Consider the following 26678-nt stretch of genomic DNA (forward strand, 5'->3'; position numbering starts at 1 on the left):
TGCGCTCTCACTTGGTAGTGGCCCCTGCCAGGACTCACCACTTGGCGTAATGGTCCTCGCTAAAACCCCAGGCACCTTCGAGTTGAATGATTTCATCCGCGACTTGGATCTGGCCAGAATAGCGGCCAAAATGCTGAGTAAAATTGGAAGCCAGCAACCCCAGATTGATTTTTTCCTGGCGCCGGCCTTGCGGTTCAAACTGCAAACGGAGAATACCGTCGCTCGATACCATCGACCAAGGTGTGTCGGGCTGATAGCGATCAAACTGAAAATCAACCATAGCAATTTTTATTAAGCGACCATCCAACCAAAGCGCATTCTCCGTAAAGCCCGTCTCATTGACTCCTGCGGCTAAGTTAAAACCAAGGCGACGACCATCGGGTAAAAAGCACGACAAACTGCCCCAATTCCAGAAGGTTTCCCGCCGCATATAGCCAGCCGTCCAGTCGACGCAAGCAAGGGTATTAAGGGCTTGCAAATCATAGCGACGGTTTTGCCACTTCAGCTGACCATTGCAAGACAAGGCGGTGGCTTTTTGGGTAAAGACCCAGCCCTGATAGCCGGCGCGGGTACAAACAGCCAAAGGCTGATAAGTGGTGCTCTCATCAATGCAGGCTGTGAGTTGCAGCTGTTTTAATTGCACCTCGACCAGGCGCCTGCCTGGCTGCGACGAGGCATCTATGCTCAGGTAGTTCGCGCCTTTACGAAAAAGGGCTTTACCCTGACCGGGCTGAGTCTCTATCCGGGTGTTAAGCGCTAAGGGCTGCAGAAAACTGAACTCTTCGAACTGTTGTGTTTGCACATCGTAGCAATAAACAAAAGCATTGCTAAGCCACTTTAAATCCACAATAGCCACACCAATCAGCAAACTCTGGCTGCTAAAACCGATGAATTGAAACTGATTAAATTTGAAGTGCTTGGCAAAAGCGCCCAAGGGCTTATCCATGGTACTGCGCAAGTCATAATCAAGGTAGTTGATGGTCTCAACACCATCCGGGAAATAGCCAAATTCAGGCTGGCCATTGGTGCTGATTAATTGCGCTTTGCGTACCATAACTGCTTAGTCATCCGGATGGAGCATATAGAAACCCAGAAAGGCGTAGTCTTTACCAAAAACAATGGGGACCAGCGACCTTGCGATGTCTAGTCCGTTATCACCATTGGTCAGTACCACCATGGCTATCCCTTGCTGCAAAGAACCTACAGCCAGGGATTTATAACCTGGATTTGAGCCCCAGTGTAAGAACATTGGCTGCGATTCCTCTTGTGAAATAGCCCAGCCAAGTCCCCACCAAAGATGACGCGCCCTATCCACCTCGACCTGTACGTCCATCATTTGAGCTACGCGGCTGTTCTCACCAGAGATATACTCACGCAATACCAGACTAAGAAAACGCCCATAGTCCCGGGCACTTGTGTGCAAAGACGATGCTGCATTTGCAGATGGCCAAGCGGTTGGTTGTAGGCGCTGCCCTTGCCGATCATGGCCTTCAGCCAATAACAAGGCATCATTTTTCGGAGGAAGATACGAAGTCGACTCCATGCCGAGCGGGCCAGTGACGGTTTGAGAGACAAGCTCGTGCAAAGAACCCCGCCAAAGCTCCTCCGCAACTTGCTGCAGTACGATGAAACCTAATCCTGAATACTGCCACTGTGAGCCAGGTGAAAAAGCAAGATAGCGTCGCCCTGCAGATTCAGAGTATGCCAAGCCGGATGAGTGACTAAGCAACTGACTTGAGCTGATCTTCATTCCTTCGGGCTCAGCCATAAATGGCCTTGCCAAATAGTCAGCTACTGGGCTTTGCACATCAAAAGAAGCCGCTGAAGCATGATGCAACACCGTGTGAGCAAAGAGTGGCTTACCCAGTGATGCCCCTTCAAACAGGGTTGTCTCATCAACGGCTCTTGACCTGGATGCATCACTGTAGCCAAAACCAGCTTGGTAAATGGGGCCATTTGCATCCACAATGGCAATAGCAACCGCTGGAACCTGGTATTTTTCCATCAACTCAGGCACCATCCGGTCGAAATGCGCTTGAACTTCCTCGAATAAGGAAACCATGCGCTCAGCAGCGGATAGCTGTGCAGAGCCGGCAAAACAGCCTAACAACAAGAACAACGCAAACTTTGACTTGGTTTTTGTACGATGTGTCAACCTCAGGCTCCTCTGCCGGCCATCTGTAGCGTTTGGTTAATTGGATACTGGTGCCGCGTAAATCCAACACTCGATGCCGGATTTCAGGGTGGCCTTGGTGCGAACATAATCGGATACCTCGTAGTCGTCTGCTTGCGCCAACTCCGCATCCGTTATCTCAAACACAGTCCCAGCCACTTCATCGTGCATCTTACCGGTAAAACGCAAAATCGGATGCATGGCTTTGCCGCTTTCCCTAAGCACCCGCTCGTCGGTGATCTTGATTTCACCAACTCGGTATCCTTGCAGACAATCTTTCCGACCGGATAACACACGACCAAAATTCGCCAGTTGCACTTCGGTTTGCTGCAGGGTTCCGTAGGAAAATAGCAATGGCATGATAACTCCTGGTGTTAAGCCTTATTTAGCAATGCTAATAGTGATAACGGCATGAAATGATAGTAATAGCTGTATCGTCGACTGCATAGACCAATCGGTTGGTATCATCGATACGGCGGGACCAAAATCCAGCCAGGTTTTCTTTTAATGGCTCGGGTTTCCCAATGCCAGCAAAAGGAGTGCGCTTTGTATCCTGGATCAGCTTATTGATGCGTTTGAGGGTTTTCTTATCCTGGGGCTGCCAATACAGGTAATCGCGCCATGCTTCATCCGTCCAACAGAGCAAACGGCTAGTCATCCATAAGCTCTTTTTGGCTTGCTTTGCCTGCTTTAAATTGGGCTATCGAGCGCTGCAGGTGCTCAGCGTTAGCAGGTGATCGCAGTAAATGCACCGTCTCCATCAGGCTGTTGTAGTAATCCAGCGACATGACCACTGCATCGTCCGCATCACGGCGCGTGATCACCGTGGTATCGGCATTATTAACCACTTCATCCAACACCGATTTCAGGCTATTTCTAGCTTCAGTAAAAGAGACGATTTTCATAAAGATCACCTGTACAGTAAACAGAACAAGTATAAATAGCCAGCTCTGACTTGTACAGTAAGTCGCACAGAAATAAAAAACCCATGCCGGAGCATGGGTTTGATTGCAGCAGCTGTGCAGGTGTTACTTCATCGCCACCAGCATGGCTGCTGGTTGCTCCAGGTACTGTTTCCACAGGTTGCAGAAACGGGCAATGGTGCCGCCGTCAATCACCCGGTGATCGCCCGACCAGCTGATTTGCATCAGTTGCCGTGCTTCGACCTCACCTTTGGCATTAAAGCGCGGTAAGGTCTGCACCTTGCCAAGCGCCACAATCGCCACTTCCGGCTTATTGATGATGGGCGTTGCCACCGTGCCACCAATGGCGCCGATGTTGGAGATGCTGATAGTGCCGTCTTTGAGCTGATCCGGGCTAACCCGCCCTACACGGGCCTGATCGGTCAGTTCAGTCAGTTCTTTGGCAATATCGACAATGGATTTTTGCTCACAGTGCTTGATGTTCGGCACCAACAGGCCCACTTTAGAGTCCACCGCCACACCAATGTTGTGCGCTGCTTTGTAGATAAGCTCGCTGCAATCGGCATTGACCTGGCTGTTCAAAATCGGGAATTCCCGAATGGCCATCGACAAGGCTTTCATAAAGAACGGCATCATGGTCAGTTTCACGCCCTGCTCACGGTACTGATCTTTCAGCTGGTTGCGCAGTGCACTCAGCTCAGTCAAATCAATCTCATCGCAGTAGGTAAAGTGTGGAATGCTGCTGACCGACTCCATCATCTGCCGGGCCATCGCCGCTTTGACGCCTTTAATCGACTCGACTCTGTCTTCAGCTGTAGCCGTTGCCACAATCGTGCTGCTGGCTTTAGCCGGTGCAGCAGCTTTGCTGGAGCTGGTCGCAGTGGTTTTGCCATCGGCAAAGGCACGCACATCCTCTTTAAACACCCGGCCTTTATCGCCAGAACCTGGTACCTTGCTGATGTCCACATCCAGCTCACGGGCCAAACGTCGTACTGCTGGGCTCGCCACGGCTTTCCCCGGACGCAGCTCGGCTTGTTGCGTTTCGCTGCTTTGCACAGGGCAACTGGCGTTGCTGCTTGCGCTGGCTGCGGGCTTAACACTGGCCGCAGCCACAGAGCCGGCGATACGCATGCCAAACAACGGCTGATGCACCTTGGCAATATCGCCTTTTTGGTAATACAGCTTGGTGACGGTGCCGGAGTATTTGGCCGGGATTTGCACCAGCGCCTTGTCGGTCATCACATCACAGACGGGTTGGTCTTCTTCGATGCTATCGCCTTCGGCCACCAGCCATTCGACAATTTCACACTCGACAATGCCTTCGCCAATATCCGGCAGAATAAAGTCTTCTTCGGCTTCGGCCTGGCTGCTGGCTGGTGCAGCGCCGGAAGCTGGCTCATTGGTTTTGGCATCAGCAGCACCATCACTGGCCAGTTCCATTTCAAACAAGGGGCCATGTACCTTGGCGATGTCGCCCTTTTGGTAGTACAGCTTGGACACCACGCCATCATGTACTGCTGGAATTTGCACCAGCGCTTTGTCGGTCATGACATCACAAACCGGCTGATCTTCTTTGATGGTATCGCCTTCGGCCACCAGCCATTCGACAATTTCACACTCGACAATGCCTTCGCCAATATCTGGCAGAATAAAATCTTTTTTCATGCTGCCCTCGCTTAGAAGTTCATTGAACGCACAATGGCTTCGTAGGTTTTCAGATGATCGGCGACGTATTCTTTTTCCAGCGCCAGCGGGTACGGCGTATCCAAACCACAGACCCGCTCAATCGGGCTTTCCAGATGCAAGAAGCACTCTTTTTGGATGGTGGCGGCTATTTCACCGGCAAAACCACCGGTCAGCGGCGCTTCGTGGTTGATCACCAGGCGGCCGGTTTTTAGCACTGAGTTGGCGACTGTCTCGACATCCCATGGCAAAATGCTGCGCAAGTCAATGATTTCACAAGAAATGCCATCTTTTTCATTCGCCATATCAGCTGCCTTTTGCACGATTTCCATCTGCGCACCCCAGGCCAGCAAGGTCAGATCGCTGCCCTCTTGCACCACCTCGGCTTTGCCAATCGGCAGCTCGTAGTATTCTTCCGGCACTTCACCCACAGCGGCACGGTACAAACGCTTAGGCTCGAAGAAAATGACCGGTTCCGGGCTGTTAATCGAAGCCAGCAGCAAGCCCTTGGCTTGATAGGGATCGCGCGGTACCACTACCTGCAGTCCCGGCGTATGGGCAAAATAGGCTTCAGGCGACTGGCTGTGGTAATGACCACCGGCAATGCCGCCGCCATAAGGGGTACGGAACACCAGGCCACCGACATTGAACTCATTGCCGGAGCGGTAACGGAACTTGGCGGTTTCGTTGACGATCTGATCAAAAGCCGGGAAGATGTAGTCGGCAAACTGGATTTCAGCCACCGGTTTCATGCCCTGAGCCGCCATGCCGTTGGCAAAGCCAGCAATGCCCTGCTCGGTCAGCGGAGTGTTGAAACAACGATCACGGCCGTATTTTTCCTGCAGCTTGCTGGTGGCGCGAAAAACACCACCAAAGTGGCCGACGTCTTCGCCAAAACAGACGACGCTGTCGTCTTTTTCCATCGCCAAATCCAGCGCATTGTTAATGGCCTGCAATAGATTCATTTTTGCCATCAGTCGATTCTCCCCGCCGTCACCGGATAGGCATCCGGGTATTTTTTAATGTGCGCTTTTAGCTCCTTCAGTTGTTGCTGCAACTGCACAGTGGGCTCGGCGTACACATCGGTGATCATGTGTTCAATACCAGGTTTAGCGACTTTTTCGGCTACTTTCAGTGCATCCAGAATTTCCTGACGCAAGGCACTGGTTTGTTCAGTATCGGCGGCTTCATCCAGCCAGCCTTTGTTGATCAACCACAAACGGAAACGACTGATGGGGTCGTTCTTGCGCCACAACTCTTCTTCTTCTTTCGAGCGATAGCCACTTGGATCGTCCGATGAGGAGTGCGCCGCCAGGCGGTAGGCCATCGACTCCAGCAAGATAGGCTCGTTGCCGGCCAACGCCTGCTCACGCGCCATCTTGGTGGCCTGATAGACCGCCAGAATATCAGCGCCATCCACCCGCATGGTTTTAATACCATAACCAACACCGCGGCAAGCAATGCCATCACCGACAAACTGCTCATTGGCAGGGGTTGAAATGGCATAACCGTTGTTGCGGCAGAAAAACAGCGCCGGAGCCTTGTGCACCGCAGCCATATTGAGGCCAGCGTGGAAATCACCTTCCGACGCTGCCCCTTCACCAAAGTAGCACAGAGTGACATTTTTCAGGCCACGCAAGCGCTGAGCATAGGCATAGCCACTGGCTTGGGGAATTTGGGTACCCAGCGGGGATGAGACCGTCATGTAGTAAATATCTTTACTGCCGTAATGCACCGGCATCTGCCGGCCTTTGCCCAGATCTTTTTCGTTGGAAAACAGCTGGTTCATAAACTGCTCCAGCGAAAAGCCGCGGTAGCGCAAAGCACCCTGCTCACGGTATTGCGCCATGATCATGTCTTTATCATCCAGCGCCGCAGCGCTGCCAACGACAGCGGCCTCTTCGCCAAGACACTGCATGTAAAAGCTGATACGGCCCTGGCGCTGGGCGGCTAACATCCGTTCATCCAGTACCCGGATAAATACCATGGTATCGTACATTTTTAAGGCGGTGGCTTTATCCAGCTCGGGCTCTTTGGCCCCTTCATACAAGGTACCATCGTCTTTGAGTAAGCGAAGCGTGGGAATACTTAACGCATGACCGCTGGTGAATTCTGCCGAATGCACCGTGGTAATGGTGGCGTTATTTGGGTTGGTCATAGGGTTTCTCTTGGTTGTTTACTCCAGCCGACTTTACGTAGACGTAAAGCAAAGCCCGAGGTTGAACATGCTAAGCAAGCTCCAGTAAAGCTACGAAACGATTAGCCACTCACATTAAGCGGCTATAGTATAGCTGTACAGGCCTGCTCTTCCCCATTTCGTCTGCTACTTTAAGCAACAGATCACTGTTATGGTTGTTATTGTCGACGCCAACTTTACCTTTACGTAAACTGCATTGCAACTCCGGCCAGCGCCTTTTCTGTGGCAAACAACGGATTCAGTGTCAGTTTTGCTGTACTGTTTCTTGCACGTACGAACCCGGCCCCAAGATAGCACAATGCCCGGTAAAACCGGGCATTGTGCTTTAGATGGAGGCTTGCTTAGGCCAATTGCCCTTTGACCGAGCGCGGGATCACCATCAGCATAGCGCGTTGACCAACCGCCACTTTGGCATTGGGGAAAATCAGCGCCTCCCCCTCTTGCTCGACCCGGTATTCGGTATCGCCATCAGTCGCCAGCAAAGTACCCACCGGATAAGTAGTAAAGTTTTCCACGTCATCAGCAAAGTGCAGTTTAAAATCCTGTGTTTGCTTATGGATCGAGCGGTACACCTCGTACAGATGAAAGTTGGCTTCATCAAAATCTTGGGTTTTAAGCGCTGCATCAGCCACTAAAGCACGCAAACTGGTGCGTACTTCGCTAAAACGGTTCATATCGTTTTGGCCAAAAGGCCGCACCTTGCCAAGCTCGATTGTAAAGGCATCGGCACCATGGGTATTGGAGGCATAATAACTAAAAGTTGAAGCTGCCGTTTGCATCAACAGCACAGTACTGACACCACAGGCCTGTAAAAACTCCAACTGATTTTTCTGCCATGGCTTGCCGTGCAAAAACGGATACACCGCAAATTTCTCAAAGCGTGAGCCACGAATGGCGGTATGCAAATCGTACAGATAACGCTTGCGCGTGCCGTTCGGTGCCTGCTGATAAAAACGCGTGACGTATTGCTCCAAAGCCAGTGCACGCTTGCGTTCATCGTTTATCAGGCCAGCACCTTTGCTGTGATGGCCGGAGAACAAGCGATTGAGGTTTTCTTCCACTTCGCGTTTGCCGCCATTGATAGCGGCTGGGTTGCCAATCAACACCAGAGTACGCTGCTTGGGTGCTAGTTTTTGTTGCAGTATGTCTTGTACCAGCTCGGCACAGATCTCGATAGGCGCCGTTTCATTGCCATGCACGCCACATGAGAGCACGATGTCTTTGTCACCGGCCGTAGCTGGCTCAAAACAAATCACGCCGGTATCCCATACCTGCACGGTTACGCCATTATCCAGACGAAATTCACAAGGGGAAAGCCCTGTTGGGTTGTTCAGGGTATGACGAAGAAAGTCATCGTTCGGGATTAACTGCTGGCTCATGCCTGCTACTCCTAGAAATCAAATCAGCGTTGCTATGGCGAGGTTTTCGCAAACCACTATACCAGCGGTAAATAAAAACAACAGAGTAAGTCGGCTAACTGCTGCTTGTTCCAGCAACTGAAGATGGCTCGCTGGGTCCACTAAAAAAATGCACTTGATTACGCCCACTTTGCTTAGCCTTGTACATCGCCTTATCCGCATCTGCCAACAACTGTTTCAATTCAAAGCCTGAATTATCACTGGACGTAACCCCAAAGCTAGCTGTTAACCGAAACTCATAACTGCTTGGTTTTGTATTGATTTCCTCAATGGCATCACGGCATATCTCTGCCAGCATCAGGGCTTTATCCGCATGGCAGCCAGGCAGCAGAATGGCGAACTCTTCGCCCCCCAGGCGGCCAAACACATCATCCAATCGCATAAAGTTGCGGCAAGTACGTACTACTTGCTGCAGTACCCAGTCACCGGTGGCATGGCCAAATTTGTCATTAATTTGTTTAAAATGATCAAGGTCAAATAGAATGACCCCTACCGTCATATCACGTTTTTTACAGTGCTGCAGTGCCCGCTCTGCCAGTTTGTTGAAGTGATAGCGATTACTGATCCCTGTCAGCTCGTCGTTTTCGGCCATAAATTTAAAGCGGTGGCGCCCCATCAGGCCTTGATAGGCTAAACAACCAAGCACCAGCAGCAGCAGTACAAAGAGGCCTAGCAATAAACGGGCATTTTGAGCCTCTTGCCCCAATACCTGCTGCTGCAGGTATAGCAGTTGATTGTCTTTACTTAACAGTTCAATTTGCTGATTTTTGGTCTGAACTTGAGCCCGAGCTAGATGGTACGATATCTGTTGTTGTTGTTGCTGATCGCGATAACCACGCTGGATGTCTTTTAATTGCTCAAAAAACTGCAGTGCCTGCTGATAGTCACCCTCTGCTTTACTTACAAGATAAAGCGCTTCTAAAGAGAATATTTTTGCCTGATTAAAGTCACTGAATGATGCGTTCTCCAGAGCTTTAACTCCATATAAGCGAGCCTCGTCCAGTTGCTTAGTATTCAATAATGCCTTCGCCAATAAAGCTTCAACACTTGAAACCAGCATCATATAATTTTCTTCGATCACAACAGGATATAGCTCTTTCAGGAAATTCAAAGCGTTGCTATATTCTCCCTGTTCCAATAAATAACGGCTGTAGAACACTTTGGAAATATTTCGAAAAATAGAGTCATTCGCCAACAGGCAAGCTTGTTCATTTTTATCCATAAGTTCCAACATGTTATGAAACTCATTTAAATAATAATACGACTCAATTAATAACTGACTAGCGATGCATTGAAAGCGTGCGGAATATTGGGGGGCGTTAAAAACTGAGTATAGATACAATTGAGCTTCCTCATACAGTGCTGAACTGCTGTAAATCATTGCAATAGCTAATGTTGAGTATGCGTATAAATCGGGGTCATGGCTCTCGTTAAGGTGCCGAATGATATCATCGGATAAAATAAAGGCTTCGTGATACTTTTTTGCAACTACATAGACATTTAACAGTGTTGTTTTAGCCTTCAAAGTGATTTTAGGATCGGCTGATTGTTCGATGGCTTGATGCAGTCGTTCAGTAGACTCAGGGTATTTACCAGTAAAAGCATAGTAATACCCTTTTAGGTAGTAAAAATACTGACGTTCAGTTTTTTCAAAAACATCTTGCTCTAGCTCGAGGGCTTCCAACTCTCTGGAAAATCGTCTAAAGTCAGCAGTTTTAAGCTCATCCGCAATCGCAAGCCGAGTAACCAGTGATTGCGGTGATTCTGAAGCAGCAACATGGCAGGACACATTCAACAATAAAGTGAATAGTGTTGCAACACACTTTAAGCTGAAAACCCATAGTCGCATTTGTATTAAGCTATTTTTAGTAAGTAACCCTCAGTGTTGATACTTTCAACAGAATCTTGCTCCGGCTCCGGCTGAGGGTCTTGCTCCGGTTCCTCGTCAGGTTGTTTCTCAGGATCTTCAGCAGGCATGATCCCACAGACGAGATCCTGTCTCGCTTTCAGTTCGATGGCAAGTACCTCTAAATCACCGTCTAAAAGAGCTTTTTTCATCTCCGGCGTAAAGTCTGTATTACCGACGGCATTAAGCAGTCCGGCTCTATCGGGTATTAGCATAGGATCAACGGCGATTTTATCAAGAAAGCTAATAACGTCCGACATAGTTTGTTTCCTTATATAGATTGCAACTCGCTCTTAGTTCGCTACTCTACCCTTATTCTTTCTAATGAATCAATGGTTTTATGTAAATTTAAAACGCATAGCTTGTTGAAAAGTATTACTGAAAAAGATTGCTCTATCCACTAAGATATTCATGAAGGCGTAAATTCGTTCTGCATGGCTTAAAACCGACCCGATGGGCAACTTTCAGAGCTGCACTATTTTGCTCAGAGATATCAACCCAGATCCTCTTCATACCAAGCACCGCAGTAAGGTGATACAGGCAGGCCTGGGTGATTTCAAAAGCATAATTTTTGCCTTGCCCTGACCTCGTTAACATTAACCCATACTCGCAACTGTACTGCTGCCAGTCCAACGAGCTGATACCCAGGATCCCCAAAGCAACTTCATCTGCTTTGTGTTCAACTACAAAAAATAACCGCTGAAGTGGGAACTGCTCAAAGCAACGCATAGCACTACGAAAGCTCTTATTTGCAGAGGTTTTGGTTAGCGGCTTCATAATGTAACGCATAATGCTATCGCTACTGTATAAACCTCGATAAAGTGCTTCATCATCTTCGGATAGTAATCTGCACCGTAAGTGGGTTGTTTCAAAACAGAACTTACTAGCCTCGACCAAAGTCAAAGATTCAGACATTAGAGTTTGCACTCCTGCCCCAACAAAGCTTTTAATTTGGCCAGCATGACATCATTGGGTTCCATCTTTCGACAAGGAGGAATAACTAAGGTGGTTTTTAAATCCATTGAGGCCTCAGGCAGCGCATGCAAAGCTAAGCGCTCTATTCTGGGGGTTTGGATAGGCAAACAAACAGCCTCATACAGAATAACTTCATGCTCGGCAGGATAATACTCGGTCAATAACGAGACTAACAGCCGTCTGTAAGCCGGGCCAGTGGTAAATTTTGTCAAAGAACGATCGCCGGCAACTCCGACTTGCCACAGGATAAGATAGGCAGACGGATCAATAATACGCTTATAAAACATAAGCTGGCTGGCTTCGTAATGCTGGCAGCCGTAGGTGCCTGGATCAATCCCCAGATCGGCAATCAAACAATCTTCGGCTGAAATCCCCGGCTCCATATGAGCGTGATAGCCTTCGTCGCGCGCTGTGACAATGGCATTGTGCGGCACCCAGGCAAAGACCCCAGGGTGGCCATAAAAAGCACCGACGACTTTCTTACCAGCCCTCACTTCAGCCAGCATAGCCGCCACCATTTGCCGGTAGGTGATCATGCGGGATTGCCCTTCGCAGTAATACGGCTGCAAGCTGCGCACATCGGCATTCATGCCTTCAATCCATTGCTCGGTAATGCCATCAGCCACCAGCACAAAGACCACATCGGCCTGTTCAATGTAACTTCGATTGCGTGGGCTGATATGGGCCCCTAATGTCATGCCAGTACCGACACAGACCAAACTGCCTTGTTTCATTAGCGCTCCTTTTTTGCTCAATCATACCGATTTTTGGCGAAAAATACAGGCTTGGCTATAGCCTTAAGTGCGTCGGATGCGCCTCCTGCCCTGGACAAGGCCAAAGACAGGATGCATTGTCGGAAAAGTAAGCTTAGGCTTTATGGGCTGGACGGTGCTTGGCTTTACCCTTAGCAAGTTTGTGCTTACTTGCGACTCTTTTTGCCGGATCCAGACCGGTATGGCGGGTCAGGGCTTGCTGGCCAGGCTTGGGCTTGGCCGGTCGGCGAACCGCTGGCTTGTGATCATCCGGTGGAACCAGGCAATCTTTACCACGACCGATCAGATGCTCCATTTTATGCGCAACTAAGGCTTCGCGGATTTGCCCCCAACCAGCCGGATCGTGGTAACGCAGCAGCGCTTTATGCAAGCGCCGGTTGCGCTCGCCTTTAGGCACCGGTACATCGTCGGTGCTGGACTTGTGGATGTTCTTCAGCGAGTTCAAGCCCGTATGGTAGATGGTGGTGGCATTGGCCATTGGGCTGGGGTAAAAATTCTGCACCTGATCCAACTTAAAGCCGCGCTGTTTTAGCCACAATGCCAGATTGATCATATCCAGATCAGTGGTACCAGGATGCGCCGAAATAAAATACGGGATCAGGTACTGCTCTTTGCCCGCTTCTTTGCTGTATTGCTCGAACATGGCTTTGAACTTGTCGTAAGCGCCCATGCCCGGTTTCATCATTTTTGACAAAGGCCCCTCTTCGGTGTGCTCTGGGGCAATTTTTAAGTAGCCACCGACATGATGCTGCACCAGCTCTTTGACGTAATTCGGATCTTCCACCGCTAAATCGTATCGTACACCGGATGCCACCAGCACTTTTTTAATGCCCGGCAAAGCCCGCGCTTCGCGGTACAGCTCTACCGTCGGGCTCTGATCGGTATCCATATGCTCACAAATGCTGGGATAGACGCAGGATGGTCGGCGACAGGTTTGCTCGGCCCGTGGGTTTTTACAGCGCAGCCGATACATATTAGCCGTTGGGCCGCCTAAATCCGATATCACGCCGGTAAAACCCGGTACCTTATCGCGAATTTGTTCGACTTCCCGCATAATGGAGTCTTTTGAGCGGCTTTGAATCACCCGCCCCTCGTGTTCGGTAATGGAGCAGAAGCTGCAACCACCAAAGCAGCCACGCATGATATTGACCGAGGTTTTGATCATCTCATAGGCCGGTATTTTCGCCTTGCCGTAGCTTGGATGCGGCACCCGCTGGTAAGGCAAACCAAACACCAAATCCATTTCTTCGGTACTCAGCGGAAAAGCCGGCGGGTTAACCCAGATATGGCGATCGCCATGGCGCTGCATAATGGCCCGGGCGCAACCCGGGTTGGTTTCCTGATGCACGATGCGTGAGGCATGAGCATAGAGTGGCTTATTGACCGAGACCTGCTCAAAGGCGGGCAGCTTGACATAAGTAAGCTCCCACGGCTTTTGCTTGGCTGGTTGCACCACCACGGCTTTGGCCTCGACGGACTGTGGCTTGGTTAAGTCAATACCGGCTTTGGCAAATTCGGAGTAGCTGCTGCAACCAACATCATCGGCACCATAGGGGTTTGGGATGGGATCAATTTTGCCGATTTTATCCAGTGCAGTGGAATCAACGCCACGCCAGCCAGGCAGCGGCTCTTTACGAATGACAGCGGTACCACGCACATCCTGAATGCTGCTAACAGGCTCGCCAGCAGCAATCCGGCTGGCTACTTCAATCAAAGGGCGTTCGGCATTGCCATAAATCAGTAAGTCGGCTTTGGCATCGAACAACACCGAGCGACGTACTTTTTCCGACCAGTAATCGTAATGAGCAATACGCCGCAAGCTAGCCTCAATACCGCCAATGATCACTGGCACTTCTTTGTAGGCTTCTTTGCAGCGCTGCGAGTACACCAGCACCGCCCTATCGGGCCGCTTGCCGCCGACATCGCCAGGGGTATAGGCATCATCATGCCGGAGTTTTTTATCGGCGGTGTAACGGTTGATCATCGAGTCCATGTTGCCGGCGGAAACGCCAAAAAACAAATTGGGCTTACCGAGGCGCATAAAGTCGCTTTTGCTGTGCCAGTCTGGCTGAGCAATAATACCCACCCGAAACCCCTGTTGTTCTAGCATACGCCCGACCACCGCCATGCCAAAGCTGGGATGATCGACATAGGCATCGCCGACCACCAGAATAATATCGCAGCTGTCCCAACCCAGTTGCTCCATCTCTTTGCGTGTCATCGGCAAAAAGGGTGCTGTGCCATAACACTCCGCCCAATACTTCGGGTAGGAAAACAGATCACGCTCTGGAGCCATGCGGGCTACCTGAGTGCGGGGGCGGAGTGAAGGAGCTGATTGCGACATGAAAACGGCCTGGTAAATTACAGGCCGTTAGTATAGCGGTTTAATGGCAGAACTTACAGCCTCAGCCGGTTAACTCCGCCGTGCTTTCCGGGCGGTAATACCGCAGTTTTAACTCCTCCAGCACACTGTAAGCAGCCGGTACCAGCAATAAAGTCAGTACGGTTGCTATCGACATACCAAAAATCACCGTAATGGCCAAAGAGGCGTTGCCATTGCCACCTGGCCCCGAATCGAAAGCGGCAGGGATCATGGCAAGGATCAGGGTAAGGGATGTCATCAGCACAGGCCGTAAACGCACCGGACAAGCCGCTCTAAGCGCCTCATTGATGCTCATGCTATGTGTTTCCCGGTATTGGTTGGTAAGGTCAATCAGCAAAATTGAGTTTTTGGTCACGACACCAATTAACAGCACCATCCCAATCATCGAATAAATATTCAGTGAATAACCGGTCAAACCCAAACCAAGAAAAGCTCCCATCACAGCCAAAGGCATCGCAGTCATAATAATCACCGGCTGCAAATAGGAATTAAACTGGCTGGCCAACACCATGTAGACCAGGACGATAGCAATCATAAAGACAAACAACATGGCATTGACGGTTCGCCCTAACTCTTCGGCCTGACCGGTCAATGCAATGCTGAACCCATTCGGCAATGTTGTCGCTGCCGTGGTATAGAGCTGCTCAATCGCATCCGATAACGGCATATCCGGGGCGATGTAAAAGGGCACTGCATACTGCAAGTTGTATCGGCTGATCACGGCAGGTGCATGGCTTTGTTCAAAATGCGCCACTGCATCCAATCGAACCCGCTGTCCCTCGCTGTTGCGCAGCCAAATCCGGCTTAAGTCCGCAGGGGTAGTAAATTGGTCATCGCGGCCTTTTAAACGGATGCGAAAACGCTCCCCACCACCAAAATCATCATCAAAGCGGGCAACATCAGCCCCACCAATGAAAATATTTACTGCCTGCACCACATCAGAAGTTTGTAACCCCATAAAGTGGGCTCGTTCCCGATCCACCCGCAATTGCAGCTGAGGCTGATTCTGGCGCAAATCCATATCAATGCGGCCAAGTCCTCGTTGCTGCAACGCCTCGAACAAGCGCTCGGATTGAATAGCTAACTGCTCCTGATTGGTAGAGCGCACATTGAATTGTAATGCTTCGCCACGCTGGCCACCAAACAAGCCCTGGGAAGACGTAAAAATCCGCACCCCGGTTACTTCTGCAAATGCCCGGTCCAGGCGTTGCATCACTTGTTGTTGGCTAACACTGCGCTGCTGCCAGGGCAAGAGCCTCACAAAAGCCGTCGCTTCATTGACACCGGCACTGCCGGTACCAATGGAAACAAAGTAATTATCCACCAAGGCTTCCTGCGTCAGAATGGCTTCCATTTCAGCGACTTTCTCATCCATATAATGGATAGAAACGCCTAAAGGAGCCCGCATGGTTACCACAAACTGGCCTTCATCTTCTTCCGGAGCAAACTCTGCTGGCAATTGCATACCCAGCCATAAGCTGGCCAGTATGGCAAGGCCGGACAGGGTAATCACTTTGCTTCTATGGGCCAGCCCCCAGATAAGGATGCGTTGGTAATGATTATCCAGCCACTGAAACGCAGCTTCTAAACGATGGTAGGCTTTGCCATGTACTTTGGGGACTGATAAAAAGCGAGCGCACAGCATCGGAATTAAGCTAAGGGCAATGAAAGTAGATACCGCTACGCCAAACACCACCACCACGGCAAATGATTCAAAGAAACGCCCGATAATGCCTTCCATGAAAATGACCGAGCCAAAAATAGCAATAAGCGACAACGAGGATGCAATCACCGCAGTAAAGACCTCATTGGCACCAATACCAGCTGCAGCAACCGCATCCGTTTCCCCCTGCTCGCGGTGTCGCCAGATATTTTCCAGCACTACAATGGCATCATCCACCACCAGACCAATCAATAGCAGGATTGCCAGCATGGTCATCGAATTCAGGGTGTAACCCGCAAAATACATCACCGCAGTTACTGCCAGTAAAGAGACCGGAATGGCGACGATAATGATCAGTGTTGAACGCAGGTTTTTTAGGAATAACCACATAACCAAACCTGCCAACACTACGGCCAGCAATAAGGTTCTCTCCAGATTGTCAATCATGCTTTTAATGAAAGTAGACTGATCCGAGGTCACAGCCAGTTCGATCCCGGCCGGCAATGACGGCCTGATCTCTTCTGCCAATCGCCGCTCAATCTCCTGCACCACCTCCAGGGTATTAGCGCCTGCAACTTTAATAATTCCAAGCCCGACGCTCTCCTGGCCATTGAAGCGAGCCAGTCGCCGAAAATCGGTCAGACCATCTATCACCGTACTGATATCCTGCAAGCGGACCAAGCGTTCACCACTGCGGCGGATAATCAGCTCGTTAAGCGCATCAACATTGTGGTACTCCAAATCCAGCCGTAACATCCGTTCCTGACGGCCACCAACCAGAAAGCCCCCACTCGCCAACACATGCTCGTTGTTTATCGCCGAACGCACATCGGCAACAGTAACGCCTTCACGACTCATCGCATCAGCATCCAGTTCAACCCGGATCCGACGATTACGGCTGCCGCCAAGGCGAATTTCACCGACACCGTTGATTTGCTCAAGCTGAGGTCTGAGTGTTGTGCGGGCATACTCCGTCAATTGTTGAATGGTACGATCGCCTTTGACAATAAGCCACAGAACAGGCTGCGAGTCCGCCTCTACTTTCTTAATAACAGGCGAGTCGGCATCATTGGGCAAGCTGCCAACCACTTCACTGACCCGGGTTTGTACTTCAGAAAATGCGACATCGATGTCCTGCCCCATCATAAAAGTAATATTGACCGTCGAACTTCCAGGTGCGGAGACTGAGCTTATATTATCGATGCCTGGCACCGTATTGACAGCCCGCTCAATGAATTGAGTCACATTGGCATCCACCGTATCCGGATCGGCTCCAGATAAGGAGGTACTGACCGAGATCACCGGGAAGTCAACATTCGGTACCCGATCATTACCAATATCCTGGTAAGCAATCAGGCCAAACAACACCAGCACAGCGCTCATCATCACCGCCATGACATGTCGGCGAATAAAAAACTGAGGTAGGGACATATTAGCGCCCTCCCTGAATACGCACCTCGGCATCATGCGTCAGATAGGCACTTCCATCCACCACCACGCGCTCACCGGCACTGACACCAGACAAAACTTCCACGCGATCTGCTGAACGCTGACCAAGCTCGACCCGACGCTCTTCAACCTTGCCGTAATCCTCATGGCCAGGTAGAACATACACCACGGTCCGCCCTGGCCTGTCGACGACACTGACGGATGGAACCTGAAGAGCATTCGATCGCTGCGCTACTTCAACCAGACCTTCCAGCATGGTCCCGGATGGCCAGGATGATGGGGGAATAAACTCGACCACAGCCGTAACACCCATACCATCCTCGACCGATGGGCGCAAACGGGTTACCTTGCCATCAATCCAGTAATCATCGCTGCCTAAGCGGCGTAACTTCACTCGCATGCCCGTTTCAAGACGACCACCAACACGCTCAGGAAAGGGCAACGACACTCTGGCACTGCTTTGCGGGATCATCCGAAAAGCACGGTCACCGGCACTGACAAAATCGCCTTCGGAAATATGGCGCTCATCAATACGCCCGGCAATAGGCGCCTGAATACGGGTGTGAGCGACCTTCCGCTGTGCCGCTTCCCGCCGGCTTTCGGCCGCTTTCAGCTCCTGACGTGCGGTATACAAGTCTGCCCGGGCAGACTCCAAGTCCATTTGGCTAACGTACTGCCCACCGCCTACCATTTCCAGACGGTTGAGGTCTCGGGCAAACTGCTCTGCACGTGTTTTCAGAGCTGCTTCATCTGCCTGAGCAGCTGCTAACGCCAGGGTATAGGAGCTATCATCCAATCGGGCAAGAATGGCCCCTTCTTCCACTTCATCACCAATATCATGCAGCACTTCAACCACACGACCATCCACCTCGGGTGATACCTGCGGGCTGGAAAAAGCCTCGCTGCGCGCCATGGAGCGCTCTGTTTCTACCACCGTTGTGATGTGCACAGGTTGTACTCTCACAGGTGTACCCTGCTGAGCTTTGGCTTCATCACTATTAATGGGTGAACAAGCGATGGTAGATAAACCAAGAAAAACAGCTGAAGAAATCAAAAAAAACCGATGACTACTTGTCTGCATGCATACAACTCCATATCAACTCAGTGCACAACGTTATGCCAATCAAGCTGAGCCCAAGCTGAACTCAGTGAAAATAGTACATCAGATAACAAGTTAGCACCACGAAAACGCTGTCATAAATCAATCTTGGCAGCTCAGTTAGCACAGTAAACTTGAATTAACCTGTACAAAAAGTATACTGTAGGTTCAAGCAAAGTCGTTCTCAGGAGGTTTATCATGGCAACGGTGGAAAGTACCAACCCGGTCGCGTTCGAAGCCAGTCAATTGCTAGGTAACACCCGGCCTGAGCGCTCGGCAACCGCAGAGCAACCAGCCAATCAGCCTGACCTTAGGGCGAATGATACCGCCAATACCAACAACGATGTTTCTTCGGTCGATATCAGCCAAGAAGCCAGAGCCGCATTTGAACAGGACAATGCTGACTTTCAACAAGCTCTGCAGGATTTTCGCAACCAAAGTGCACAACAACCGGCACAACTGGTGGCTAGCTTGTTTGATGATGCTGCCGGCAGCGGCAATCAATCCCTGACCGATGCTCTGGCCCGATTAAACAGTCTGGCCGAGCGTTTGAATGACAACCGGCAAGCGCAACTCAGTGAGCCAGTGGAGCGTGCTGTTGCAGCCGAGCCTGAAGTAGCCCCGGCGACAGAAAGTGATGCACCTGACACAACAACTGCCGCCGAGCAAGAACAAACACCGACCACAGAAGCTGAGCCTGAAGCCCTTGCTCTAAGCCAGCGTAACCCATTGGATGAAACCGGCCTGAGCCAGGGTTAAGTCTAATCGTATTTTTGTTTAATCTTTTCAAGCTGCTGGAAAAACTCATCCAGCAGCTTTTCACTGTCGGCATTGCTGTGCCAGGTATTGTGAAAACCTAACGTTAGTTGCACCCGACTGTTGTCGAAAAACAGTTCGTAACCATCAAAACCAGAGGATACCTGCACGCCATCCAGCAAATACCCCTGACCCCATTCAGTTTCAGTAGCCGAACCATGCTTTTCAATTTTGCTGTAAACATCCATCAGGAATTTACTGTTTATTTTGTGTTCCATCGGCAACTCCAATAGTGACAACTTTTTTGTTTGGCAAAGATACGAGCAAGTCGTTCAACCAGTTTTCCTGTATTTGAACCTGAGTGCAGTTCTGGGTATAGTGCCTGCAAACCTACAAATCAATGGAACATACCATGACAAAAAAAACAACCAAACCTATGCTGCTTTCAGCTGCAGCTCTTGCCGTATCCTTTGCAACCCAGGCTAACATTGTTGCACCAGCGCCCTTGGTCTCCATTCCAACCCACGATGCTTTTTTTGATCATCTGCGCGCTCACTGCGGTAAAGCCTATGAAGGTCAGGTAACAGTTAACAATCCGGCATCATCTGGATTTGAGGGCCGTTTAATCATGCATGTCCGGGTCTGTGAAGACAATCAGTTGCAGATCCCTTTTCATGTCGGTGATAACCACTCCCGGACATGGATTTTAACCAAGACCGGCTCTGGCATCAGCTTAAAGCATGATCATCGCTTAGAAGATGGTAGCAATGACCCTATGACCATGTACGGTGGCCATACGGTGGATGCAGGCTTTGATCGGGTGCAATCCTTCCCGGTCGACCAATATTCGATTGAAGAATTTGTTAAAGCCGGCATACCCGCATCCAACACCAACACCTGGCAAATGTACATTTACCCGGAGCAATTTACCTACCGCCTGATCCGTGAGGGCCGCGAGTTCCGTGTTGACTTCGACTTAACCAAGCCAGTGGATCTGCCACCAACGCCATGGGGCTACCAGTAAAACGCCCAGAGCCAGCAACTCAGCCTGAGTTGTTGGCGCCTTTGTCCCGTTCAGGTTAGTATAGCTTTGCAGTACACCCATTATAATTACAACGAACTTCACTGGAGTCCATTTATGAAACCTACGCATTGGTTTTCAGGAACCCTGGCAGCCAGTTGCTGCCTTGCACTAAGTGGCTGTGGTCAACCAGCCCTGCAATCCGACGTCGCAGCAGCCGACGACACCCCCTGGTATCAGCAAGATACCGACATGAATCCTCGCCTGGCTGAGTACATCAAAACCCTGGCTTCAAATGAGTTTCAGGGGCGGGCACCGGCCACAGCAGGAGAAACCAAAACCGTCGCTTACCTGGAAGATCATTTTCGCCGCATTGGTTTAAAGCCGATTGATGGCGACAGCTACAAACAACCTGTCTCGCTGGTGCAGATTGATCCGGTACAAGTAAGCGGTATGACCTTAAGCGGCGCCCTGGATACTACCCTGGCCTACCGGGATGATATGATGGCCTGGACCACCCGGGTGGTGGATGGTGTCGAACTCAAGGACAGCGAGCTGGTGTTTGTTGGCTATGGTATCGTCGCACCAGAATACAACTGGAACGATTACGAAGGCCTGGATGTCGCAGGCAAAACCGTGGTGATGTTTGTCAATGATCCGGGCTACGCCACCCAAAACCCGGAGCTGTTTAATGGCAATGCCATGACCTACTACGGCCGCTGGACCTACAAATTCGAAGAAGCGGCCCGTCAGGGCGCGGCCGGGGCTTTGATTATTCATGAAACCGAACCGGCCAGTTATGGCTGGGGCGTTGTGGCGCATGGTTCCCCAATCAAGTTTGATTTGATCAGCGAAAACAAAAACATGGACCGCTCGCAAATCGAAGGCTGGATCACTGCCGAAACCGCAGGCCGCTTATTTGCCGCCAACAATACCGATATTGAGGCCTTACGGGCTCAGGCTTTATCAGGCGAATTTAAGCCGGTACCGCTGAATACCACAGCGTCCATTTCGGTGAAAAACAATCTGCGGGAGCTGACTTCCAGCAATGTGGTTGGTTTCATTGAAGGCAGTACCTACCCGGATGAAACCATTGTCTATATGGCGCACTGGGATCACCTTGGCATGGACTTCTCCAACCCAAGCAACCCTGTGTTTAATGGTGCCCAGGACAACGCCAGTGGCACAGGCGCCGTGATGGCCCTGGCCGAGTACTTTGTACAGCAGCCACAACCTGAACGCAGTATTGCTTTTGTATTGGTCACAGCTGAAGAACGGGGCTTGCTGGGTTCTGCCTGGTATGCTGAGCACCCGGTATTCCCACTGGAAACCACCGTTGCTGCCATCAATATGGATGTAATGAATGTGTATGGCCCGATGAAAGACATGGTCATCGTCGGTTTGGGTAACACCGATCTGGAAGAAATTCTGGTGAAGTACACCGAGCAACAAGGCCGTTATGCCGTGCCTGAGCCGAACCCGGAAGCCGGTATCGCCTACCGCTCGGATCACTTCAGCCTGTCGAAAAAAGGCGTGCCTATTTTGTATGCCAAAGGTGGCAATGACCACTACCAGCATGGTGCTGAATGGGGTGCCGCCCAGCGCGCAGAATACAACCGCTGCTGCTACCACAAGGTGCAGGATGAATGGAGCGATGATTTTGACTTGCGCGGTGCGCAGCAGGACATGTTCCTGTACTTCCGGGTTGGCAACGAGCTGGCAAATAGCCGCCAGTGGCCGAACTGGTACCAGGGCAATGAGTTCCGTGCCATCCGCGATGCCAGTGCCGATGCCCGTAATTAAGTAAAACTGATAAAACCAGGGCAGCTTGTGCTGCCCTTTTTTATACCAGTTAACCGTGCTTTATCTGCTAAAAACACCCGGACACAAAAAAAGCACCCGAAGGTGCTTTTTTAAAGATGGGTGCTAGCTTACGCAGCCAGACCTTCTTTTGCTTTGTTGACCAAAGCGGTGAATGCCGCCTTGTCGTACACAGCGATATCCGCCAGGATCTTACGGTCGATTTCCACAGAGGCTTTTTTCAGGCCTGCAATGAAGCGGCTGTAAGACAGACCGTTCTGACGGGAAGCCGCATTGATACGGGCAATCCACAGTTGACGGAACTGACGCTTACGCTGACGACGGTCACGGTAGGCGTATTGGCCTGCCTTAATTACCGCCTGGAAAGCAACACGATAAACACGACTGCGGGCACCGTAGTAACCTTTGGCCTGGTTTAACACCTTCTTATGACGCGCGCGCGCCGTTACACCACGTTTTACTCTTGGCATGTCAAGCTCCTATTCGTTATGCGTATGGCATGCAGCGGTCAAGACCGGCAATATCAACTTTAGCAACCAGGGTTTTAGGACCCAGTTGACGCTTACGCTTGGAGCTTTTCTTCGTCAGAATGTGGCGAAGGTGTGATTGCTTGCGCTTAAAGCTACCAGAAGCTGTTTTTTTGAAACGCTTCGCGGCACCTTTGTTGGTTTTCATCTTTGGCATAGTATTAAAACTCGCATTGTAGTTAACAACGAATAATAAGGCGTCAGCCACTGACCTGGGCCAGCGGCATGCGCTTGAAAGCCTTATTACTTCTTATTTGGGGCCAGCATCATGGTCATCTGGCGACCTTCCACCCGGCTGGGGAAAGATTCGCACACAGCAATGTCTTCCATATCGGCTTTAATCCGATTTAGCATCTCAATGCCGATTTCCTGATGCGCCATTTCACGACCACGATAACGCAGTGTGACTTTGGCTTTGTCACCCTCTTCAATAAAGCGACGCAGGTTGCGTAGTTTGACCTGGTAATCGCCTTCATCAGTTCCAGGCCGGAATTTTACTTCCTTAATCTGGATCTGCTTTTGCTTTTTCTTCTGCTCTTTCAGAGCCTTACTTTTTTCAAACAGGAACTTACCATAATCCATTAGTTTACAGACAGGAGGTTCCGCATTTGGGCTTACTTCCACCAGATCAACGCCGGCTTCTTCTGCCATGGTCAAAGCTTCAGCAGTCACCACAACACCCAACTGCTCTCCTTCGACACCTACCAAACGTACTTCACGTACATTGATTTCTTCATTTAAGCGGTTCGCCCGCGGTGCTGCCTGATTCTTTTTTCCAACTTTAATGGTTCGTTCCTCCAAGAAAAGAATAATTACGACTTAGTAGCAATTTCTGTCTGCAGCTTGTCAATAAAGCTTTCTACCGACATTTTGCCCAAGTCTTCCCCCTTACGGGTGCGCACCGCCACATCACCGGCTTCCATCTCTTTATCGCCGACAACTATCAGGTACGGGATCCGCTTTAAGGTATGCTCGCGGATTTTAAAGCCTATTTTCTCATTTCTCAAGTCACTTATCACACGAATGCCCTGAGATTTGAAAGTTTTTACCAATTTTTGCACATAATCGGCCTGATGATCGGTAATATTCATCACCACCACCTGGGTTGGTGCTAACCAGGCCGGGAATAAACCAGCGTACTCTTCAATCAAAATACCGATAAAACGCTCCAGCGAGCCTAAAATGGCACGGTGGATCATTACTGGCGGCTTACGCTCGCCATCTTCATCGACAAATTGTGCGCCCAAACGGGCTGGCATCGAAAAGTCGAGCTGTATGGTACCACATTGCCAGGCCCGACCAATGGAATCGTACAAAGTAAATTCAATCTTAGGGCCATAGAAAGCCCCCTCACCTGGCTGGTACTGGAACTCCAGACCATTGCGCTGCAAGGCTTCGGCCAATGCCTGCTCGGATTTATCCCAGCTTTCATCGCTCCCAATACGCTTTTCCGGCCGGGTCGACAGCTTGATATCGATGTTGTCGCTAAAACCAAAATCTTTGTAGACGTCATACACCATGCTAATGCAGCTGGTCACTTCATCCAGGATTTGCGCTTCAGTACAGAACACATGGGCATCGTCCTGGGTAAAGGAACGCACCCGCATCAGGCCATGCAAAGCACCCGACGGCTCGTTGCGATGCACAATGCCAAATTCCGCCATGCGGTATGGCAGGTCACGGTAGCTTTTTAAGCCCTGATTAAAAATCTGCACATGGCCCGGGCAGTTCATCGGCTTCACCGCGTAGGTGCGTTTTTCCGACTCGGTGGCAAAGATATTGTCGTGGTACTTGTCCCAGTGGCCGGATTTTTCCCACATTGAGACATCCATGATCATCGGTGCACGGACTTCTTCGTAGTCGTACTCCACCAGCTTGTCACGCATGTAGTTTTCGATGGTCTTGTAGATTTTCCAGCCATCATCGTGCCAGAACACCATGCCAGGTGCTTCTTCCTGCCAGTGGAACAGATTCAATGCCTTGCCAATTTTACGGTGATCGCGCTTTTCCGCTTCTTCGAGCTGCGTTAAATAAGCCGCTAATTGTTTCTTATCCGCCCAGGCAGTGCCATAAATGCGCTGCAGCATCTTGTTGTTGGAGTCGCCACGCCAGTAAGCACCGGCAACTTTCATTACTTTAAAATGCTGACAAAACTTCATGTTGGGTACATGCGGACCACGGCACATATCGATGTATTCTTCGTGGTGATACAGGCCTGGCTGATCGTCTTTACTGACGTTTTCCTGCAGGATTTGCAGCTTGTAATTCTCGCCACGGGCTTTGAAGGTATCAAACGCTTCCTGCCAGCTGACTTTTTTCTTGATCACGTCGTATTCGGTTTTTGCCAGCTCCAGCATGCGCTGTTCAAGCCGCTGTAAATCGTCGTGGCTAAGCGAATGCTCCATATCCACGTCGTAATAAAAACCTTTGTCAATCACCGGGCCGATGGCCATTTTTACATTGGGCCACAGTTGCTTGATGGCATGGCCAAGCAAGTGCGCGCAGGAATGGCGGATGATCTCCAGGCCTTCCTCGTTTTTGGCGGTGATGATTTGCAGCTCTGCGTCCTGCTCAATCAGATCGCATGCATCAACCAGCTGACCATTAACACGGCCGGCGATGGTCGCCTTCGCTAAACCAGGGCCAATGTCTTTGGCAACATCCATCACAGAAACTGAGTGGTCGAATACGCGCTGACTGCCGTCAGGCAAAGTAATAACAGGCATGACTTGTCCTTTTTCCAGTGGTGGCCCATACCAAGGGTCACATATGAATTCAATATAATGTTTACCCGTATCGGATGAAACACAACGGGTAAAGCTGAGACGATATGCCTTGCGGACCAGTCGATGACCCCTACAAAGAGCCATTTGATACACAACGCGGAATACCGCTTGTTTTCAGCAGCGTTATGATAACACCTGCACCCGCTAAGCTCCATACAAAGTCATGGCCATGGGTGAATTTTCTTGATTTTGCGCCATACTCAATACACCAAATTCAAGCCGGAGCGAAAATTATGTGGCAAGCCATTGCAGAACACATTAACAGTGAGCTGGATATCGACTTTAAAGTGGAAAAAAAACAGCAACTGAGTGGTGGTGATATCAATCTGGCTTACCATATATCGGATGATAAACACGACTTTTTCATCAAACTGAACGAAAAAGAACAATTGGAGCAATTTATCTCGGAAGCTATGAGCCTGCACTGCATAGAGCAGCGTCACGCCATCCGGGTGCCGAGGGTGATTTGCTATGGCCAAACGCTGGACAAAGCTTTTCTGGTACTGGAATATCTGCCTTTAGTCGATGAACATAATGCGGGTTGGGAGACTTTGGGGCTTGCCATGGCCAGGCTGCATGAAGACAGTGGCCAGGCCATGTATGGCTTTGATTGGGACAGCTCCCTGGGGCGTACCAGTCAGCCCAATAAGTGGCAAGGTAGCTGGAGCAGCTTTTTCTCGGAGCAGCGCCTTGGCTGGTTGCTGCAACTGCTGCAAGAGCAAGGCTTTGGCTTTGGTAAAATAGACTTTCTGGTCGAGCAGTGCCGGCAGCGACTGCACCACTATGAACCGCTCCCTAGCTTGGTGCATGGCGATTTTTGGCGCGGTAATGTCGGCTTTATGGCTGATGAAGCCGTCATCTTTGATCCGGCCAGCTACTATGGTGACCGGGAAGTCGATATTGCCTTTAGCGAGTTGTTTGGCCGTTTCCCCGAGCACTTTTATCACAGCTACCAAAATCAGTACCCGCTGGATAAAAACTACGGTGAGCGTAAACATTTATACAACCTCTACCATGTACTAAACCACGCCTATATGTTCCGCGGCAGTTACCTGCTGCAAGCCCAGGATATGGTAAAGCACCTGTTCTATTAATCACTTTGTATTGATCCAAAATACGATTCGA

The 26678-nt window shown here is 50.3% G+C and carries 25 protein-coding genes; 4 read left to right on the forward strand and 21 right to left on the reverse strand.

Translation table 11 applies throughout. From position 1 onward, the window contains the following. Nucleotides 1-34: 34 nt before the first annotated feature. From ABC502_RS15465 to ABC502_RS15540, 16 genes are all read right to left on the reverse strand, one after another. Nucleotides 35-1054 carry a DUF2804 domain-containing protein gene (locus tag ABC502_RS15465; protein WP_345916537.1) on the reverse strand — a complete coding sequence of 340 codons (1020 nt, stop codon included), beginning with the start codon at nt 1052-1054 and terminating at the stop codon, nt 35-37. A 6-nt stretch (nt 1055-1060) separates the two neighbouring features. Next, nucleotides 1061-2155: a serine hydrolase domain-containing protein gene (locus tag ABC502_RS15470; protein ID WP_345916539.1), complete on the reverse strand. Its 1095-nt coding sequence runs from the start codon at nt 2153-2155 to the stop codon at nt 1061-1063. A gap of 36 nt (nt 2156-2191) precedes the next feature. Then, nucleotides 2192-2533, reverse strand: a complete 342-nt coding sequence (locus tag ABC502_RS15475) for a gamma-glutamylcyclotransferase family protein (RefSeq protein WP_345916540.1) — start codon at nt 2531-2533, stop codon at nt 2192-2194. Nucleotides 2534-2567: 34 nt separating this feature from the next. Further along, complete coding sequence (locus ABC502_RS15480) at nt 2568-2831, reverse strand: Txe/YoeB family addiction module toxin (RefSeq protein WP_345916541.1); 264 nt, start codon at nt 2829-2831, stop codon at nt 2568-2570. Further along, nucleotides 2824-3078 (reverse strand): type II toxin-antitoxin system prevent-host-death family antitoxin, encoded by a 255-nt coding sequence (locus ABC502_RS15485; RefSeq protein WP_330087121.1) that lies wholly within the window; start codon nt 3076-3078, stop codon nt 2824-2826. The genes ABC502_RS15480 and ABC502_RS15485 overlap by 8 nt, the downstream gene beginning before the upstream one ends. Nucleotides 3079-3201: 123 nt before the next feature. Further along, nucleotides 3202-4761 carry a dihydrolipoyllysine-residue acetyltransferase gene (locus tag ABC502_RS15490; protein WP_345916542.1) on the reverse strand — a complete coding sequence of 520 codons (1560 nt, stop codon included), beginning with the start codon at nt 4759-4761 and terminating at the stop codon, nt 3202-3204. An 11-nt stretch (nt 4762-4772) separates the two neighbouring features. Beyond that, nucleotides 4773-5753 carry a transketolase C-terminal domain-containing protein gene (locus tag ABC502_RS15495; protein ID WP_345916543.1) on the reverse strand — a complete coding sequence of 327 codons (981 nt, stop codon included), beginning with the start codon at nt 5751-5753 and terminating at the stop codon, nt 4773-4775. Next, nucleotides 5753-6937: a thiamine pyrophosphate-dependent dehydrogenase E1 component subunit alpha gene (locus ABC502_RS15500; protein ID WP_345916544.1), complete on the reverse strand. Its 1185-nt coding sequence runs from the start codon at nt 6935-6937 to the stop codon at nt 5753-5755. Before ABC502_RS15500 ends, ABC502_RS15495 begins: the two co-directional genes overlap by 1 nt. A gap of 380 nt (nt 6938-7317) precedes the next feature. After that, nucleotides 7318-8355 (reverse strand): succinylglutamate desuccinylase, encoded by a 1038-nt coding sequence (gene astE / locus ABC502_RS15505; protein WP_330087125.1) that lies wholly within the window; start codon nt 8353-8355, stop codon nt 7318-7320. A gap of 94 nt (nt 8356-8449) precedes the next feature. Next, on the reverse strand, nt 8450-10243 hold the full coding sequence (locus ABC502_RS15510) for a GGDEF domain-containing protein (protein WP_345916545.1): 1794 nt from the start codon (nt 10241-10243) through the stop codon (nt 8450-8452). A gap of 5 nt (nt 10244-10248) precedes the next feature. After that, nucleotides 10249-10560, reverse strand: a complete 312-nt coding sequence (locus ABC502_RS15515; RefSeq protein ID WP_345916546.1) for a hypothetical protein — start codon at nt 10558-10560, stop codon at nt 10249-10251. 133 nt (nt 10561-10693) lie between these two features. Beyond that, on the reverse strand, nt 10694-11215 hold the full coding sequence (locus ABC502_RS15520) for a GNAT family N-acetyltransferase (protein ID WP_345916547.1): 522 nt from the start codon (nt 11213-11215) through the stop codon (nt 10694-10696). After that, nucleotides 11215-12009 (reverse strand): SAM-dependent methyltransferase, encoded by a 795-nt coding sequence (locus ABC502_RS15525; protein WP_345916548.1) that lies wholly within the window; start codon nt 12007-12009, stop codon nt 11215-11217. Before ABC502_RS15525 ends, ABC502_RS15520 begins: the two co-directional genes overlap by 1 nt. Before the next feature lie 133 nt (nt 12010-12142). Next, nucleotides 12143-14344 carry a YgiQ family radical SAM protein gene (locus ABC502_RS15530; protein WP_345916598.1) on the reverse strand — a complete coding sequence of 734 codons (2202 nt, stop codon included), beginning with the start codon at nt 14342-14344 and terminating at the stop codon, nt 12143-12145. A gap of 109 nt (nt 14345-14453) precedes the next feature. Further along, on the reverse strand, nt 14454-17525 hold the full coding sequence (locus ABC502_RS15535; protein ID WP_345916549.1) for an efflux RND transporter permease subunit: 3072 nt from the start codon (nt 17523-17525) through the stop codon (nt 14454-14456). A gap of 1 nt (nt 17526) precedes the next feature. Then, nucleotides 17527-18507 (reverse strand): efflux RND transporter periplasmic adaptor subunit, encoded by a 981-nt coding sequence (locus ABC502_RS15540; protein WP_345916550.1) that lies wholly within the window; start codon nt 18505-18507, stop codon nt 17527-17529. Nucleotides 18508-18840: 333 nt separating this feature from the next. Here ABC502_RS15540 and ABC502_RS15545 point away from each other — a divergent pair, with 333 nt between their 5' ends. Further along, nucleotides 18841-19401 (forward strand): hypothetical protein, encoded by a 561-nt coding sequence (locus tag ABC502_RS15545; protein ID WP_345916551.1) that lies wholly within the window; start codon nt 18841-18843, stop codon nt 19399-19401. Between the two features lie 2 nt (nt 19402-19403). Here ABC502_RS15545 and ABC502_RS15550 read toward each other — a convergent pair whose 3' ends face one another. Beyond that, nucleotides 19404-19676, reverse strand: a complete 273-nt coding sequence (locus ABC502_RS15550; protein ID WP_330087133.1) for a DUF3081 family protein — start codon at nt 19674-19676, stop codon at nt 19404-19406. A 134-nt stretch (nt 19677-19810) separates the two neighbouring features. Between ABC502_RS15550 and ABC502_RS15555 the strand changes: the two genes are divergently transcribed. Both ABC502_RS15555 and ABC502_RS15560 read left to right on the forward strand, forming a co-directional pair. Continuing rightward, nucleotides 19811-20422, forward strand: coding sequence for a hypothetical protein (locus ABC502_RS15555; RefSeq protein ID WP_345916552.1), 612 nt, complete (start codon nt 19811-19813; stop codon nt 20420-20422). 114 nt (nt 20423-20536) lie between these two features. Continuing rightward, nucleotides 20537-22222, forward strand: a complete 1686-nt coding sequence (locus ABC502_RS15560; RefSeq protein WP_345916553.1) for a M28 family metallopeptidase — start codon at nt 20537-20539, stop codon at nt 22220-22222. A 128-nt stretch (nt 22223-22350) separates the two neighbouring features. On the opposite strand, the gene rplT is transcribed toward ABC502_RS15560, so the two are convergent. From rplT to thrS, 4 genes are all read right to left on the reverse strand, one after another. Next, a complete protein-coding gene (gene rplT, locus ABC502_RS15565) occupies nt 22351-22710 on the reverse strand; it encodes a 50S ribosomal protein L20 (protein WP_091340064.1) in 360 nt (119 codons plus the stop codon). Nucleotides 22711-22726: 16 nt separating this feature from the next. Further along, on the reverse strand, nt 22727-22924 hold the full coding sequence (gene rpmI, locus ABC502_RS15570; protein ID WP_091341054.1) for a 50S ribosomal protein L35: 198 nt from the start codon (nt 22922-22924) through the stop codon (nt 22727-22729). Nucleotides 22925-23010: 86 nt separating this feature from the next. Continuing rightward, nucleotides 23011-23568 carry a translation initiation factor IF-3 gene (gene infC, locus ABC502_RS15575; RefSeq protein WP_330087140.1) on the reverse strand — a complete coding sequence of 186 codons (558 nt, stop codon included), beginning with the start codon at nt 23566-23568 and terminating at the stop codon, nt 23011-23013. Between the two features lie 11 nt (nt 23569-23579). Further along, a complete protein-coding gene (gene thrS / locus ABC502_RS15580; protein WP_345916554.1) occupies nt 23580-25493 on the reverse strand; it encodes a threonine--tRNA ligase in 1914 nt (637 codons plus the stop codon). Nucleotides 25494-25786: 293 nt separating this feature from the next. Here thrS and ABC502_RS15585 point away from each other — a divergent pair, with 293 nt between their 5' ends. After that, the gene (locus ABC502_RS15585) at nt 25787-26647 is read left to right on the forward strand and encodes a fructosamine kinase family protein (RefSeq protein ID WP_345916555.1); all 861 of its coding nucleotides are present in this window, start codon (nt 25787-25789) and stop codon (nt 26645-26647) included. The last annotated feature ends 31 nt before the right edge of the window (nt 26648-26678 follow it).

Source organism: Alkalimonas sp. NCh-2 (assembly GCF_039631345.1).
GTDB lineage: Bacteria > Pseudomonadota > Gammaproteobacteria > Enterobacterales > Alteromonadaceae > Alkalimonas > Alkalimonas mucilaginosa.